This window comes from Streptomyces sp. NPDC014734 (assembly GCF_043083325.1).
Classification (GTDB): domain Bacteria; phylum Actinomycetota; class Actinomycetes; order Streptomycetales; family Streptomycetaceae; genus Streptomyces.
Map to the genome: position 1 here is coordinate 131,804 of NZ_JBIBYN010000002.1, position 16,341 is coordinate 148,144.

Here is a 16,341-nt window from a genome sequence, read left to right on the forward strand (position 1 = left end):
AAGACGCGACGAGCGGAACGCGCGACAGAGCGAGCGGGGCGGACGGAACGCGGGAGGTGACGCGTGTTCTGATATCCGCCGACATGGAGGGGGCGACCGGAACGGTCTCCCCGGCGGACGTCGAGGCGGGCACACCGCGCTACGAACGGTTCCGCCGACTGCTCACCCGGGACGTCAACGCCGCTGTCGCGGGGTTCGCCGACGCCGGCGCGGACGAGGTGATCGTGAACGACGCGCACTGCGGCATGGACAACGTGCTCATCGAGGAGCTCGATCCCCGCGCGGTCCTGATCGTCGGGCGGCACAAGCCGCTGGGCATGATGGAGGGACTGGAAGCCGGAATCGACGCGGTGGCGTTCGTCGGCTATCACACCGGCGCGGGCGAACAGGGCGTTCTCGCGCACACCTATCTGTCGCACAGCGTCCTCGGCGTGCGCATCGACGGCGAACCCGTCGGCGAGGGAGAGTTCAACGCCCTGGTGGCAGCGGAGGCCGGAGTGCCCGTCGTCCTGGTCACCGGCGACGACGTGACCTGCCGCGACGCGACCCGGTACGCACCCGGCTGCCGGACGGTCGCGGTGAAGACGGCGATCTCCCGGCATGCCGCGATCTGCCGTACCCCGGCCGTCACGTCCGTCGACATCCGCCGGGAGGCCGCCGCAGCGCTCTCCGCGCCCCCGCCACGCCCCGCCACGCACCCGGCACCGCACGTGGTCGAGGTCGACGTGGACAGCCCGCACCTCGCCCAACGCGCATGCGCGCTGGCCGGTGTCGAACCGGCCGGCCCCCTGACCGTACGCATGGAAGCCCCCGACGCCCGTGAGGCGTTGCGCCGCTTCCGCGCGCTGACCTGGGTGATCGGCGGCGGTCGCGAGGGCGACTGGACCTGACCGCCCGACCGTTCCGGTGCTCCGGAACCGAATGACGCGGGTACGCCGGGACCCGTGAGCCGGGACGCACGCGACCCGACGGCACAGGCGTACCCGGCCTGATCGACCGCACAGGCGTACCCGGCCCGACCGATCGCACAGCACCGCGGCCCCGACCGGGCCGACGCCCCGCCCCCGACCCCGTGCCCGCTCAACGGCCAGAAGCCTCCCCGGCGGCACGGACCCCGGACGCTCCTGCGGGAGCGGTCCCCTCACGTCTCCCAGGGGCGTGCGTCCGACCGACGTCCGCGCCCCGAGAGCGGCTGCCCCCGCCGGACCACCCTCTGCCCCACTGGCCCCCTGCACCCGCCGGACACCCCTCTACGGGAGGGACCCCTCCGCGCCCCGACCCCGTTGCCCAGGACTGGAGCTGCCATGACTTCCCCCGCCCCCGCCCCGCGAAGAGCGCCGCAGAGCCCACAGAACTCGCAGAGCCCGCAGAGCCCGCAACCGGAGCTCAGCCGCTCCCTGCGCAACCGCCACATGTCGATGATCGCGATCGGCGGGGCGATCGGCGCCGGTCTGTTCGTCGGCAGCGGTTCCGTGATCAAGACCGCGGGACCCGCCGCGATCGTGTCGTACTGCCTGGCCGGAGCGCTCGTCCTGTGCACGATGCGCATGCTCGGTGAGATGGTCGTGGCGAAGCCGTCCTCGGGGTCGTTCGCCGACTACGCGCGCACCGCCATCGGGCCGTGGGCGGGCTTCACCATCGGCTGGCTGTACTGGTACTACTACGTCATCATCGTGGCCGTGGAGGCCGTCGCCGGAGCGGCCATCCTGCACGCCTGGATCGGGCTTCCGCTGTGGGTCCTGGCGATGGGTCTGATGGTCGTGATGACCGCGACCAACCTGCTGTCGGTGAAGTCGTTCGGTGAGTTCGAGTTCTGGTTCTCCTCGGTGAAGGTCGCCGCGATCGTCGCCTTCCTGATCGTCGGCGGGCTGTACGTCTTCGGCGCCTGGCCCGGTGCCTCGTTCGACTTCTCGAACCTGACCTCGCACGGCGGTTTCGCCCCCAACGGCTTCACCTCGATCTTCTCCGCGATCGTCGTGGTCATCTTCGCCTTCGGCGGGGCCGAGATCGTCACCATCGCCGCCGCCGAGAGCAAAGAGCCGGAACGATCCGTCGCCCGTGCCACCACCGGGATCATCTGGCGGATCATTCTCTTCTACGTCGGCTCGATCGTCCTGGTCGTCACCATCGTTCCGTGGGACAGCGCCAAGGTCCTCGCCAGTCCGTACGTCGCGGCCTGGAAGATCATCGGACTGCCCGGCGCGAGTGTGGTGATGGACGTCGTGATCCTCACCGCGGTGCTGAGCGTGCTCAACTCCTCGGTCTACGTGTCCTCGCGCATGCTGCGGGCCCTCGCCACGCACGGCGACGCGCCCGGCTGGCTCGTGGCGACGAACAAGCGCAACGTCCCGGCCCGCGCCATCCTCGCCGGAACCGTGGTGGGCTGGGTCTCGGTGCTGTTCGCCTACCTGTCCCCGGACACCGTGTTCAGCTACCTGGTCAACTCCTCGGGTGCCATCGCCATCTTCATGTACCTCATGATCGGCGTGTCCCAGCTCCGGATGCGGCGCCGGATGGAGCGCGAGGCACCGGAACGGCTGACCCTGCGCATGTGGCTCTTCCCCTATCTGACCTGGGTGGTGATGGCCGGCTTCGCCGCCGTGCTGGTGGCCATGGCCGTCATCGGCGACCAGCGCACCCAGTTGTTCACCAGCCTCGGCAGCCTGGCCGTGGTGCTGCTCGCCTACGGGGTGCGCAGGGCCCGCGGCCCGCGTCGGCCGGAGCAACTCGGGGACGGCATCGGGTCAGGAGCCGGATCCGGAACCGGAGCGGGAGGGGGAGGGGGACCCGAAGCCGGAACCGAAATCGAAACCGGAACCGGGGGCGGAAGCGGGGACGCGGTCGCAGGCGGTCCCGGAACGGAGGCGCTCCCCACCCGTTGACCGCGTTCCTTCCGGACACCGCGAACCCCGCGAGGCCCCGGCCGGGTGTGCTCAGCCCCCGGCCGGGGCCTCGCGGAGTGGCAGAGGGGGGTGGACGGGCGGTCGTGGTCGGGACTCGACCGAGGAATGTCGAGGTCGTCGGCCGAAGAACGTCGGAGCCCTCGGCCGAGAACGTCAGGACCACCGCCCGAAATCGTCAGGACCGTCGCCCGAAGAACTCGACCTCGGCGACGGCCATGCGCCGGTCGGGGCCCGTTCCGTGGGTGCTGCTCGTCGTGAGCCGGGCCCGGACCACCTCTGTACCGCGCAGATCGAAGGTCTGCTGACCGGGCTGGTCCTTGACCCTGATCTCCTTGCTCGTCTCCCTGCCGTCGGCGGAGGTGAGCAGGACGGTGATGCGAGCCGGACGCGCCTGCGTGAGGAACTCGTCCATCTTCGTCGACGTACCCGCGAAGACGACCAGCTTCAGCACCCGTACCGGCTGCTCGAAGTCGCACTCCAAATACTGCCCCACACCGGAATCGGTCCCCGCCTCCGCGGGCGCCCAGTAGCGGTTGTTGAATCCGTCGAACGCGGCGCCCGCCGGATGGCCGGGGGCCCCGCTGGAGGCCCGGAACCGGGCGGGCGGTACCGCCTCCGGCGTTCCGGTCTCGTCCTTGGCGAAGCCCAGCCAGCCCGACACGTGCGGAAGGGCGAACCAGATTCCGCACGCGACCACGATCAGCACGAGGGGCAGTGCCAGGCGGGGACGGCGCCACAGTCGACGCCGCGGCCGGTCCCCCGCGACGGGCGCCCGGCGCTGCCGGCGCCGCAGGACCCTGCGCCACCACGGAGGCCGGGCCCCGGGAGGCGGACCCGGGTCCAGAAGCAATGCGCAGCGGATGCACAGGGTTCGATCCGGGGCGTTCTCCGTACGGCAGTTGGGACAGCGGACGGGCTCGGCGGGCGGTGGTGCGGACGGTGCGGACGCGGGCGCGGGGGGTACGTGCGGGAGCGCCTCGGGGCCGGATGCGGAAACGTCCGGCTGGTCACCGGGTCGGCGCGGGGCGGCGGTCGCAGCGGGTGGCCGGGGCGGATCGATGCCCGGTCGGGACGGTGACTCCGGTCGGGACGGTGACTCCGGTCGCGGTCCCGGTTGCGACTGCGGCTGTACCGAGGGCCCCGGCTGCGACTGCGGCTGCGACTGCGGCTGCGGCTGCGGCTGCGCGGAAGGTTCCGGCCGCGGAGCGGCAGATGGGCCACCACCCGCACTGCCCGACACACGCCCATCACGCCCACTACGCCCACTACGCCCACTACGCCCACCACCCGACACGCCCGATGCACCCGATGCACCCGATGCACCCGATGCACCCGATGTATCAGATGTGCCAGATGCGCCAGATGTGCCCCTCCCGCGCTCCTCCTCCCACTCCAGGAACGCCTGGCACGATGTGCAGAACGGCGTCCCCGGCGCGTTGCTCTGCCCGCACACCTCGCAGATCACGACACCTCCAGGTCGAAGCCCACGTGCGCCGGTATCTCCGAACGGATCAGCTCCTCCAGCCGCACCCGGTCGACCCGGTGCGGCTGCGCCGCCCGGACCCGCACCGTCACCCACGGCCGCGGACCGCCCGGGAACTGCGTGTGCGGGGTCGACGACCACGCCGTGCCCCCGCTCTCGACGATGTCAGGTTCGGTCCCGGTCTCCAGGAACACCGCCTCCGCGAGGCCGCGCCGGGTGCCGCGTCGGCTGTGCCGCTCCACCGCGCCGCGCACCGCCGCACGCCGTTGCCCCACCGGATGGCTCTCGTGCGGTTCGACGGCGACCCACTGGGCCAGCCAGGACAGGAAGTCCTCGGGCGCGCTGCGGGGGTCGAGGTGCGCGGGCAGGTTGTCGATGGACAGCAGGACCGGGGCGAGCACGTCGTCGAGCGCCGCCAGGAACCGTTGCAGGAAGTCCTGCTCCAGGTAGACGGCGGGAAGCTGCTCGATCAGCGGATGCGGGGTCGGCAGGCCGGACACGGCGGTGCGCACGACGCTCAGCCCTCCCGTACCCGGAGCTGATGCTCGTAGCTGAAGACCAGCGCGTGCCGGTCCAGCGCGATCTTGGTGGTGGGTTCGCCGCGTTGCCCCGTCACGGGGTCGGCGGGGAAGAGGCGTACGTCCTCCACCAGGTCCACCCCCGCCACCTGTTGCAGCACCGCGAAGGCCTCGCCCGACTGGATCGGCCGCCCGAACGGCCAGCCCTCGCCGCCGGGTCCGCCGCCGAGCGGGTTGAAATAGCGGTAGAGGGCCTCCAGCGCCTCCTTCCGCACCCGTTCCGGCACGGCGCCCCGGCGGGCCTGGACCGTGGCGACCACGGTGACCCCCTGGTAGAAGGGCGGCTCGACCACCAGCCGGGCACCGATCGGCCGCCGTTCGTCGAGATGGCCGGCGATCAGGGCGAGGGTGTGCTGCGGCGGAATCAGCTCGTCGAAGTGGATCCGGCCCTGCTCGTCGCTGCGTCCGGCCGGCACGACGAGCAGCCGCACCCCGCCCGCCTCCACGTCCGAGTCGCCGCCGGCCGGGATGCACTGCACCCGGGACGCGTCGGGGGCGACCTCCCGGGCCAGCAGCTCGTAGTCGTGCGGCACGACCGCCCGGTGCAGGGTCCGCAGCGTCATGGGCCCGCGCACCCGGGCACTCTCCACCGTCTCGCCGTCGACCCCGCCGAGCGCGGGCCGCCGGTTCTCCACCCGGGCCACGTACGGGATGGCGCTGCGCAGCACCCGGAGCGTGGAACGGGCGACGTTGCCGCGCAGGCCGCCACCGGTGCGGTACGCGCGCACGCGCACGCCTGCGCCCTTCGGCGGCACCGCCCCGTAGTAACGGATCGACCCGTCCCGCTCCCGTACCGCGGGACCGAACTCGACCCGCCCCGAATTGGGGTCGAGCGTGATGTGCCGGTCGTCGGGGCCGGAGTGCGCGAAGTCGTCGACGCGGGTCCACTCCGTCGCGTGCGGTCCCCGCCCGGGATCGGCCACCTCGACGACGAACTCGCCGGGCACCACCGGCGGGCGGCTCACCGTGAAGACCTGCCCGGGGACGCCCTCGGCCGGGCCGAGCACCTCGTCGGTCACGGTCTCGGCGTGCACGGCACCGACGGTGGCGCCGATGGTGAACGCCTTGATCCCCCGCACCACCGGGGGTGCCATGTACGTGGGCTGCCCCGGTTCGGCCTCCACCAGGCGACAGCGCAGCCAGCCCCCGGTCCGGCGCACCACAGTGGCCGGAGTGTGCCCCTCCGGAAGGTGCAGGATCAGTTCCCCGGACCTGTTGAAGCCGCCGGTGTCGTCCTTCTCTACCTCGCAGACCGTCCAGGCACTGCCGTCCCACGCCTCCCAGAGCAGCGGCGGGCGCAGCGGGTCCACGCCGACCCCCTCCACCGCGCAGTCCAGCCGCAGCGCGACGACGCCCGACGGGACGGCGGCGGACAGACCGACGTAGAGGGCGTCGCCGGGCGCGGGTGCGCTGTCGAAGCAGGGAACGGCCCGGCCGAGCGCGAGCTCCTCCGTCCGGTCGACGGCGTCCCCGGCGGTCGGCCATGTCGCGAGACAGGTGAACTCGCAGGGTGCGATCGACAGTTCACGGATGGTCGTGAACACGACCGCTTCCTCGGTCTCCGTGCGGACGGTGGCCACCTCCGTGCCCGCCCGCACCCGGACCGGTTCGGGCCGGGGCGCGGCGAGCCGGAAGGTCACGTCGGTGTGGGCGGCGGTGGGTGGGTGCAGCCGGACCCCGATCAGGTCCAGAAAGGTCAGGTAGCTCTTCTCCGGCACCCGGTTCACCCGGTAGACGAGCTGGTCGACCATGGTCGCGAACGCCTCGATGAGGGTCACGCCGGGGTCCGACACGTTGTGGTCGGTCCACTCGGGGCAGCGCTGCTGGACGAGTCGTTTCGCCTCGTCGACCAGGCCCTGGAAGCGTCGGTCGTCCAGATGCGGGCTGGGCAGCGTCACGCGTGGTCCACCTCCTCGTGCTCCGGGATCACATAGAACGGGAAGACCAGGTTCCGGGGGTCGTTGGCACCGCGCACGGTGTAGCCGATGTCGATGTACAGGACGCCCTCGTCGGCCTCGTCGAAGCGGACGACGACCTCCGTCACCTCGATCCGGGGCTCCCACCGGTCCAGTGCGAGGCGTACCTCGTAGGCGAGTTGCCCGGCTGTGCCCGCGTCCGCCGGGGCGAACACGTAGTCGTTGATCCCGCAGCCGAACTCCGGCCGCATCGGCCGCTCGCCCGGCGAGGTCGCCAGGATCAGCCGGATCGACTCCTCCAGCTCGTGCTCGCCGCGCACCAGGGCGATGGATCCGGTGGCGTCGGTGCGGGGCGGAAACGCCCAGCCCGCGCCGATGAACTCCTGCCCCATGTGCGTTCAGCCCCCGATCAGCACCGTCGGGCACCCGAACACCACGGGCGCGCCGCAGGCGGCCTTGTCCCCGACCCGGGCCGCGGGCAGCCCGCCGATCAGCACCGAAGTGCTGCCGGGCGGCACGATCACGGACGGCGGGTGCACCGCGGGGGGCGGAAAGGCGCACTCGTGCGACGTGCCGACGGTGGCGGCGGGCCGCCCGCCGATGAGCACGGTCAGAACACCGGGCGGCCCGATCGTGCCCGGATGTCCGGTGGGGTCGCCGACCCGCGCTGCAGGCATTGAGACCAATGACATCGGTTGCCCGTTCCTCTCGTCCCGCGCCCCGTTCGGGCGCCCTCGCTGCTGTTCCCGTGCCCGGGAGCCGTTCCCGGCAGCCGTGCCCGGGCCATTCCCGGAAGCCGCGCACCGGACCGCGCACCGCACTCGCTCCCCCGGGGTCGCTCCCCGGCGTCGCCCGTACTCGTTCGGAGTGGCCCGGAGCGGCCCGGCGTCAAACGGGATGCCGTCAATTAATCTTCACCAGCGGCGCGTTGATCGCCAGGGAGCCTCCGCTCCTGATGTCGGTGCGCTGCGTCCCGTCGACGGCGACCTGCGCGCCCCTGACGTTCACCGTGCCGCCCGTGGAGAACGCCACATCGCCGTTCCCCCCGTCCACCCGCACTCCGCCGCGGGATGTCAACGTGACACTCTCACCGCTGAGTTCGAGTGTGCCCTGCCCGCCGTCGAGGGCGACACCATGCGCCGCCCTGATGGAGACCTGCTGCTGGGCCTCGATGGTCACGCTGCCGTCGCTGTTGATGACGATGGCGGTCCCCCTGCGGTCGAGATCGATCTTCAACTTGCCGTCGCCGGTGAGCAGACGTACGCCCTGCGGGCCGTCCGCACCGTCCAGGATCTCCAACTGGTTCCCGCTCCTGGAGGCGATCGACCGGCGGTTGACGGCTCCGCTGGTCGGATCCACCAGCGGCGTCCCCTGCACAGAACCGGAACCGGAACCGACCCCTGCCCCGAAGCTGGAACCGGAACCGGAACCGGAACCGGAACCGGAACCGGAACCGGAACCGGAGCCGGAGCCGGAGGCGGAGGCTGAGAGGGAATCCGCACCGGAGGCGGGGTCGTCGGAACCGGAGGCGGCCGGGGCACCGGTCGCGGCTGCGGCCACCGCACCGGCAACGCCCCCCGCCCCGCCGTCGATTCCTCCGTTGCCGCCGCTGCCCTGCGACGGCCGGTCCTTCCCGTTGTACAGACCGGCGAGAACGTACGGGCGGTCCAGATGCCCGTGCTCGAACCCGACCAGAACCTCGTCCCCGACCTCGGGAATGAACGCCTCGCCGCCGCTCGTCCCGCTGGACTGCGCCGTGCGTGCCCAGTCGCTCGCGTACTCGTCCGACAACCAGGGAAACCGCACCTTGACCCGGCCGGAGCCCTCCGGGTCATGGGTGTCCGTGACCGTGCCACTGACCAGCCCCGCACACCGCGACCCACCGCCGGCTCCCGCCCCGAACCCACCGGAGCCCGCTCCTCCACCGGTCAGTCCGAACAGCGAACGCTCCTGCTGCCCGGAGACCGTGAGCCAGGTCTCGTACCCGCGCACCGGATCGAACACGTGCCGCGACGAAGTGACCGTGTACCGCCCCTCGAACGGCGCCCCCACCGCGTTGAGCGCCACGGCGCTGCCCGCCCGTACCTCCGGGTTCCCCCGGATCACCGCCTCCAGCTCCGCGAACGACCCGGCGATCCGCTCCGCCAGCGCCTTCGCCGCCTGGTCCACCTGCGCCTGGGTCCCGTACGCCGCGTCGGTGACCACGAAGCGCGCCTCGCCGAACGGTGCGGTCACGTCGGCCGCGCTCACCCCGAGTTCCAGCGTCGCCGACTGCCCCGCGGGCGCCCGCCCGACGAGCGGCTGCTTGGTCTTGACGTCCCAGCCGCGCACCTCGACCTCGGACACCTGCTCGGCGGAGGACACCCCGGCGCGGCAGCGCAACAGGTTGCTGCCCATCTCCAGGACCAGCGGATCGCGATCGGCGCGGGCCGATCCGTCGGGTGCGGCGTTCGCCTCCGCGGGGCGGGTGATGTGCAGTTGTCCGTCCAGCACATACGCCTGGGCGCCGGCCTCCTCCGCCAGTTCACGGACGAACTCCCAGTCGGTGACGTTGGGCTGGGCGATGTGTTCGAGTACGGGCCCGGCAACGTCGACGTTTCCCGGCTTCAGCCCGGCGCGCTGGGCCACCTGGGCGCAGACGTCGGCGAGTGTCATGTTCTGGTAGCTCGCCACCCGCCGCCCGCGGAACAGCCGGTGCGACTCGTCGAGCCCGCGTACGACGGTGAAGGTACCGGTCTCGTCGAGCTCCACCTCCAGGGCGGTGACCACTCCCTTCAGCAACGGCTTCGGGGCCGAGTCGCCGCCCGCGCGGGCCAGCAGCCGGACCTCGCTGCCGATCTTCAGCCCGGCCTGTTCCAGCAGCACACGGTCAGGGTCCCGGAACCGCAACAGGAACAGGTCGGGCAGTGTCCGGCTGTCGTCGACATACCCCTCGACCAGCGTGTTCACGAACCTGGGCGGCAGCGGACGGCCACCGAACTCCACCACCAGCGCCGTCGCGACGCCCGACTGGGCCATCAGGGCCGCCCTCCGTCCCGGCCGCCCTCGTCGAGCCGTTTCAACTCGTCCGGCGCGGGCAGCAGCAGGTGACGTCCGGGGGCCAGCCGCAGCGGGTCGTCGATCCCGTTCGCCTCCGCGATCACCCGCCAGGCGGCCGGGTCGCCGTACTCGCGCTGGGCCAGCGACGGCAGCGAGTCCCCCGCGTCCAACCGGTGGACCCGCCGGGCCGCGAGGGCGCCCGAGGTCGGGTTCTGTCCCGGGGTGTCGCCGCTGATCTCCTCCATCGTCACCTGGCAGACGGCCCGGATCGGCACCCCCGAGGTGGTGAACAGGGTGTACTTCGCCTGCACCTGGCTGACATAGCCCGGAAAACCGGTCAGGCCGCCCCAGTGGAACACCACCCAGGGCGGCGACGACCGCTGTTGCTGACGGGTCTCGTTCGTCGGCACACAACAGGCGAAGAGCTGCTCCACCGAGGTCACCACACGGGTGTCGTGGGTGTCGCCGGCGTCGAAGAACATCTCGACGGTGAGCTTGCTGGGCTGCGATCCCTGGTACTCGGGCGGGCCGGAGCTCTTGGCGCCCTTGGCCGGACTCCGTTTCCACGAGGCGGCCTTGGTGAGGCTCAGCTCCTTGGGGTTGAACTGGAAGTCGATCCGCCCGCAGGGACCGCCCGGGGTGAGACCGCCACCGGTCGGCGGAGTCCGCAGCTCCAGGTAGGCGTGCTCCAGCTTGGGCCTGGCCGAACCTCCCCTGCCCGCCTTCGCGGCCGCCGATGTTCCGGCCGTACCGGCGGCGCTGAACGCGATGGGACCCGCACCGCTCACGGCCGTCAGCCCTCCATCACATAGCCGTGGTGGGCGATCTCGATCGTCTCCATCGCCACCTTGGGTGATTCGGGGGTGAAGGAGGGACCGGTCCAGCGGACCGGGACGACCTCCAGCAGCCCCCACTGGGCCACCTTCTGCCCGTCCCCGGTCCGGGCCTCGATGTGGGCGGTCTTGCGGCTGAACCCTGTCGTCATGGTGGCGAACCAGCGGGCGACCTTCTCGGTCTCCCTGGTCAGCGGCCGGGAGAGCTTGACGTTGGAGTACTTCAGGCGGGTCGGCAACTGCCACAGGTGGCCGTTGTTGCCGCCCTCCTCCCGTGTTTCGAGCACCACTTCGCAGCCCAGCCCGTCACAGGTGTTGAACGACCCGAGCTCGATGTCGTCGATGGTGACGACGAAACAGACACTGACGGCGGGATCGTCGTTCCGGTCGGTGGCCATGGCGCGTACCTCTCCATTCCCTGTGGTGTCACTGCTCTGCTGTCCGCTGTCGCTGTTCGTCGTCGCTGTTCGCCGTCGCTGTTCGCCGTCGCTGTTCGCCGCTTGCCGCTTGCCGTTCGTCAGTGCCGGGTGTTGATGAGGAAGCCCGCGCGTTCGCGTTCCAGCCGGAGGTCCGCCTTGAAGAGCCTGCTGAGCGGCGGGTACAGGGCGCGGACCAGTTCGTCGGTGACGACCGGTGGTGCCCCGCCGGGTGCCGGGGCGTGGGCGTCGGGGGACCCGGAAACGTCGGACACGGGCCCGGGCCCGGGCTCCGGTTCGGGCAAGGGCTCGGGGGGCGGCTCCGGAGGAGGAGGCTCCTCGCTCTGCGTCTCGCGCTGGACGACCGGCACGGAGTACGCGGGTGGGGGCGGGCCGAAGACGACACTGCCGTCCGCCATCCGCTGGGCCACTCCCGAGGCGACGGCGACCGAACCCGCCGTGGCGAAGTCGTTCACGAGGACGGAGTGGGCGGGGGCGGAGTGGGCGGGGGACGTCGTCGCCGATGCGAAGGAACGGCCGACCGCCGACAGCGACCGTGGCACCGGTGGCCCCCCGGCCGCCAGGCGTTGCAGCGCGGGGGCAGGCGGCGAAGAAACGCTCGGCCCGCTTCCCGCACCGCTTCCGGAACCAGTTCCGAAGCCGGATCCCCGACCGGTTCCGAGATTGTGTCCCGAAGCACTACCCGGCCCGTATCCCTGCCGGTTCCACGCCCCGTTCCCCGACCCGCTCCCCGACCCACTCCCCGAGATCGTGACGTCACGTTGCAGAGGCACGGCAGCCCGGGCCGCCGTTCCGCCGGACGTCCAGCGCACCGGAACTGCGTCGGCACCCACGCCTGCCGGCACACCACCCGGTCCCCCGGACCCGTGTCCGGAGTGGAACGTCAGCGGCCGGTCGGCCAGCAGTGCGGCGAGCGGCCCGGTGGCCGCGGGCGGCGACAGCGGGACCGGTTCCCGCGCCCCGGGCAGGCCCTGCACCGCCGGGCCCGCCCCGGGCGCGGGAACGGACTCCGACGGCGCGGGGAACAGGGGATCGTCGCCGAGCAGCGGGGCGTTGGGCGTCCCGGGTCCGGACGTCGGCGACGGGAGCGAGTCCGCCCCCCGGCCCGACGTCGCCTCGAAGGCCGAGGGCACCCCGGGCATCACGACGGATCCGCCGGAGCCCGCGTCCTCCGAGCTCCGCGAAACGCCCTCCGTGCTCGGGAAATCGGCCCCCGAACTCCGGGAAACGGGCAGGCCGCCCGTGCTCGTCTCCGTGTACGTCTCCGTATCCGGTGCGGCGGCGGCGCGACGCTGCGCGGTGGGCGGCAGGCCCGACAGGGGCGCGCCGAGACCGGGCGCGCGCCGGGGACGGTCCGCTCCCGGGGACGGCACCGTGCGCTGAACGGGCGACGAGGCGGGAGAGGACCACGGACCGGACGCCTCCGGCCCCGCCGCGAGGAGCTGCTCGCCCAGCAGATGCCGTACCGGCAGGCCCGCAACCGAAGCGCCTCCGGCCGACGTCATCTGCGGCGCCCGCGCGTCCACCGAGCGCTGCACACCGACCGGCACGGAAGCGGAGAAGTGCCCGGCCCCGGACCAGGAAGAACCGATGGAACCGGAAGAACCGATGGAACCGGAAAGGCCGACGGAACCGGGAAGGCCGGTGGCCCCGGACGACCCGACGGGCCCCGACGCCGGGAGACCCGGGTCCCCGGAGGACGTACCGGACCTCCCGCGCATCGGGAACTCCACCGCCCGCCCCGTCACCGGTTCCGCCGTCCGCTCCCCGGTCCGCTGCACCGATCCGCCACCGGCCGATTCCGCCGGAGCCGGGTCGGTGATCCCGTGCACGAGCCCGGTCGGCGCGTCCGGACTGACCAGATGGCCGAGCGGCGTACCGAGCGAGACGTCCCGCCGGGTGGCGAGCGTCCCCTGGAAGCCGGAGGGGTTCACGACCAGCGCCTGCCCTCCCAGCATCCGCCGCATGGGCGGGAGTTCGCTCAGATCGACCCGCTGGCGCGAGGGGACGGCCGGTTCGGACGATTCCGCACGGGCCTCCGCCGCCTCCGTGCCGGGGGCCGCTTCCGGAACCGATGGAACCGCCGGAACCGACGGGACCGCCGAGCCCGCCGGAGTCGCTGAATCCGTGGCGGAACCCACCGCGCCCGCCCGCGCCTCGTTCTCCGTACGTCCGCCGCCGCGCAGCCAGGACATCAGGCCCATGAACTCTCGTGCCCCTTCCCGCGGTTCTCGCTACTGCCCGTTGAGGCGAGCGACTTGTGCGACGAACCTCAGACGTTCCGGATGTTCCAGGTCCAGCAACTCGTCGAGCGGCCAGTGGAAGTGATAGGCGAGGTACGCGACCTCCTCGTAGAGCAGGTCGGCCGCGTACGTCACGATTCCCCCAGGCGGCCACCGGCGAGATTCACCGCGAACTCCTCCTGGCACGAGGGGCAGGTGACAGCGGCACGGGTGTGGCCCTCGGCGTTGATCCGCCGGTAGAAGTCCTGAAGGAAGGCCAGGTCGGAGGCGAAAAGGTCCTCGATGATGCCGGGGTGGACGTCGTCGATCGTGCCGATCCGGGTGACGACCCGCGCGATGAGCACGACCGACAGATACGCGGAGTTCTCGCGCACCCGGTCGTCCCGCAGTGGTACGAGTTCGTCGCGCGCGGTGGCGAGCCGCATGGTCCCGGTGCGGTGCACGACGCCCGCGTCGTCGACGTATCCCCGCGGCAGATCGAAGGTGAACGCGGTGCGCAACGTGTCCTGTTGACCGGAGTTCCCGCCACGCCCGGCCGGCACCCTTCCGTCCCGCCGTTCCCTCTCCTCCGCGGCCTCGACCGCTACCGCGCCCGCAGCCGGAGCCCCTGCCGCTGCTGCTGCTGCCGCTGCCGCTGCCGCCGCGACGGATCCCGACGCGGATGTCGATCGCCGCATCAGTCGACTTCCATGCTCTCGTAGGTGATCGCGAGTTTCTCCGTCAGCACCGAGGTGTCACCGGCCTTGAGCGTGCCGATCTCAAGGGACTTCGGCCAGGCGTTGATGAGCTTGTAGCGCTTGATGGCGACGCCCTCGTGGTCGTACACGATGACCGCTCCATTGCGCCGGGCCGTGGGCATCCGGCCGAACCGTGAATCCTTGATCCACCGTTCGAAGCTGTTGTCCTCGGTGAGCCCCCGGGTCACGGTCACCTCACCGGCCTTCGGCCGCCCGGGGAGCTTCTTGATGGCGTAGCGGCCGTCGGCGGTGTTCTGCTTCAGCTCGATGACGTCCTGCTCCATCTTCAGACCGCTGACCTCGGTGATCTGCTTGATGACGACGCTGTCGAATTCGAGGCCGAAGGAGGCTCCGACGGTGCTGTCGAGATCGGGAAGTGGCACAACAGTCTCCTTTGCCGCTCTTGCCGCTCATACCTCTTTTGCTGCTCTTGCTGCTCTGGCCGCTCTTGCCGCTCTGGCTGATCTGGCTGATCTGGCCGCTCATCCCGTTCGGTGAGCCTCGGTACGGCCGCGTCGCCGCGGCCCGGTCCTCGGTGGCCGCTACTCGTCGACGCCGCCGCTGCCCTCGCTCAGTTGGGAGAGGCGGAAGACGACGAACTCGGCAGGCCTGACCGGTGCCACCCCGATCTCGCAGACGACCTGGCCCGCGTCGATGCTTTCCGGCGGGTTCGTCTCCCGGTCGCACTTGACGTAGAACGCCTCTTCCGGCGTGAGCCCGAACAGCGCCCCCTTGCGCCACTCGTTGACCAGGAACGCCGAGACCGTACGCCGGATGCGGGCCCACAGGGCGTCGTCGTTCGGCTCGAAGACGACCCACTGCGTACCGGCGAGGATCGACTCCTCCAGGTAGTTGAAGAGGCGCCGGACGTTCAGGTAGCGCCAGGCCGGGTCCGAGGCGAGTGTCCGCGCACCCCAGATCCGGATGCCTCGTCCGGGGAAGGACCGGATGCAGTTCAGTCCCATCGGATTGAGCAGGTCGTGCTCGCCCTTGGTGAGCTGCGTCTGGAGGGCGACCGCACCCCGTACCACCTCGTTGGCCGGGGCCTTGTGCACACCGCGCGAGTCGTCGTTGCGGGCCCACACGCCCGCGATGTGGCCACTCGGCGGGACGAGTTGTGCCCGCGACGAGACGGGGTCGACGACCCGGATCCAGGGATAGTAGAGGGTGGCGTACTTGGAGTCGAAGTTGGCGCGGCCGGTACGCCAGGCGCGGACCTGCTGCGGGCTCAGCCCCGGCGGCGGGTCGAGAATGGCCACGCGGTCGCCCATCAACTCGCAGTGGGTGATCAGCCCCTGCTGCACGGCGACGACCGATTCCAGGTCCAGCAGCCCGCGCTCGTACGCGCTCATCAGGTCGGGCACCGCGACCGTGGTGACCTCCTCCACCGCTTCGAGCCCGCCCAGACCGGTCCGGCGGTCGGGGTCGCCGACGTACGCGTCGGGGCTCAGCGCGCCCGCTCCGGACGGCACCGGTGCGGCCGGGGCAAGGGTCACCGTCTGCGGTTCGGGTCTCGCGGGGGCGGCACCACGCCCCGGCTCCCGGATCTCGATGAGTCCGGAGGTGGCGTTGACCCGGGTGGCGACGTTCTCCTTGCTGCGTTTGGTCGTGACGTTCGGGTACGTCTCGGCGACGTCCCCGTCCCGCTTCACGATCAGCCGGAACACGTCGGACGGCGGGTCCTCGCCCTCCGCGTCGGCGACCTCGACCGTGATCTCACCGGCCGCGCCGGGGCGGGGCTTCACCGCATACGGCCCCAGCGGCGTCTCCGACCCCGGCGGCACCTGTCCGGCCGCGGCGACGCTCCCGCCCCCCGCGGGCGGCTCGGTGCCGTCGCCGACGCGCACCACGTAACAGACGCCACCGCCGTTGGCGAAGAACCCGTACACGGAGGAGGCGAGGTAGGTTCCGTCGACGAAGTCACCGAACACCGCGGCGAACTGGCTCCAGTTCGTGATCAGCGTCGGTTCGTCGAACGGGCCCTTCTGCGCGAAACCGACGAAGGCGGCGACCGAAGTGCCCACCCCTTCGATCGGCCGGGAACCGGACTCGACCTCTTCGACGTAGACGCCCGGGGACAGGTACGACGGCATATAAGTCTCTCCTTGGCCGGGGAACGCCCGCAATTCTCGCGAGGACCGCGATCACCGGGAACGGACGCACGGCCGCCCA

General features: G+C 71.7%; 15 protein-coding genes. 2 read left to right on the top strand and 13 right to left on the bottom strand.

Annotated features, from left to right (window positions below):
• Window positions 1–56 precede the first annotated feature (56 nt).
• Entirely contained in the window at window positions 57–890 is an 834-nt protein-coding gene (locus ACF1CT_RS04495; protein ID WP_391782264.1) for a M55 family metallopeptidase, read from the top strand.
• Between the two features lie 414 nt (window positions 891–1,304).
• Entirely contained in the window at window positions 1,305–2,882 is a 1,578-nt protein-coding gene (locus ACF1CT_RS04500; RefSeq protein WP_391782265.1) for an amino acid permease, read from the top strand.
• Between the two features lie 196 nt (window positions 2,883–3,078).
• Here the strand turns inward: ACF1CT_RS04500 and ACF1CT_RS04505 are convergent, their stop codons facing one another.
• From ACF1CT_RS04505 to ACF1CT_RS04565, 13 genes are all read right to left on the bottom strand, one after another.
• Window positions 3,079–3,609 (bottom strand): NADase-type glycan-binding domain-containing protein, encoded by a 531-nt coding sequence (locus ACF1CT_RS04505; protein WP_391782266.1) that lies wholly within the window; start codon window positions 3,607–3,609, stop codon window positions 3,079–3,081.
• 755 nt (window positions 3,610–4,364) lie between these two features.
• A complete protein-coding gene (locus tag ACF1CT_RS04510; protein WP_391782267.1) occupies window positions 4,365–4,898 on the bottom strand; it encodes a phage tail protein in 534 nt (177 codons plus the stop codon).
• A gap of 5 nt (window positions 4,899–4,903) precedes the next feature.
• A complete protein-coding gene (locus tag ACF1CT_RS04515) occupies window positions 4,904–6,862 on the bottom strand; it encodes a putative baseplate assembly protein (RefSeq protein WP_391782268.1) in 1,959 nt (652 codons plus the stop codon).
• Window positions 6,859–7,272 (bottom strand): GPW/gp25 family protein, encoded by a 414-nt coding sequence (locus ACF1CT_RS04520; RefSeq protein ID WP_391782269.1) that lies wholly within the window; start codon window positions 7,270–7,272, stop codon window positions 6,859–6,861. The genes ACF1CT_RS04515 and ACF1CT_RS04520 overlap by 4 nt, the downstream gene beginning before the upstream one ends.
• A 6-nt stretch (window positions 7,273–7,278) precedes the next feature.
• Entirely contained in the window at window positions 7,279–7,572 is a 294-nt protein-coding gene (locus ACF1CT_RS04525) for a PAAR domain-containing protein (protein ID WP_391782270.1), read from the bottom strand.
• Between the two features lie 211 nt (window positions 7,573–7,783).
• A complete protein-coding gene (locus ACF1CT_RS04530) occupies window positions 7,784–9,898 on the bottom strand; it encodes a VgrG-related protein (RefSeq protein ID WP_391782271.1) in 2,115 nt (704 codons plus the stop codon).
• The gene (locus tag ACF1CT_RS04535) at window positions 9,898–10,707 is read right to left on the bottom strand and encodes a peptidase M23 (protein ID WP_391782272.1); all 810 of its coding nucleotides are present in this window, start codon (window positions 10,705–10,707) and stop codon (window positions 9,898–9,900) included. The genes ACF1CT_RS04530 and ACF1CT_RS04535 overlap by 1 nt, the downstream gene beginning before the upstream one ends.
• A 5-nt stretch (window positions 10,708–10,712) precedes the next feature.
• Window positions 10,713–11,150 carry a phage tail protein gene (locus tag ACF1CT_RS04540; RefSeq protein WP_376236513.1) on the bottom strand — a complete coding sequence of 146 codons (438 nt, stop codon included), beginning with the start codon at window positions 11,148–11,150 and terminating at the stop codon, window positions 10,713–10,715.
• Between the two features lie 119 nt (window positions 11,151–11,269).
• Window positions 11,270–13,393, bottom strand: a complete 2,124-nt coding sequence (locus ACF1CT_RS04545) for a hypothetical protein (protein WP_391782273.1) — start codon at window positions 13,391–13,393, stop codon at window positions 11,270–11,272.
• Between the two features lie 30 nt (window positions 13,394–13,423).
• Entirely contained in the window at window positions 13,424–13,567 is a 144-nt protein-coding gene (locus ACF1CT_RS04550; protein ID WP_093549683.1) for a DUF6760 family protein, read from the bottom strand.
• Window positions 13,564–14,109, bottom strand: coding sequence for a hypothetical protein (locus ACF1CT_RS04555; RefSeq protein WP_391782274.1), 546 nt, complete (start codon window positions 14,107–14,109; stop codon window positions 13,564–13,566). Before ACF1CT_RS04555 ends, ACF1CT_RS04550 begins: the two co-directional genes overlap by 4 nt.
• Entirely contained in the window at window positions 14,109–14,552 is a 444-nt protein-coding gene (locus tag ACF1CT_RS04560; protein WP_335932618.1) for a phage tail protein, read from the bottom strand. The genes ACF1CT_RS04555 and ACF1CT_RS04560 overlap by 1 nt, the downstream gene beginning before the upstream one ends.
• A 159-nt stretch (window positions 14,553–14,711) precedes the next feature.
• Window positions 14,712–16,262: a phage tail sheath family protein gene (locus ACF1CT_RS04565; RefSeq protein WP_391782275.1), complete on the bottom strand. Its 1,551-nt coding sequence runs from the start codon at window positions 16,260–16,262 to the stop codon at window positions 14,712–14,714.
• Window positions 16,263–16,341: the final 79 nt, after the last annotated feature.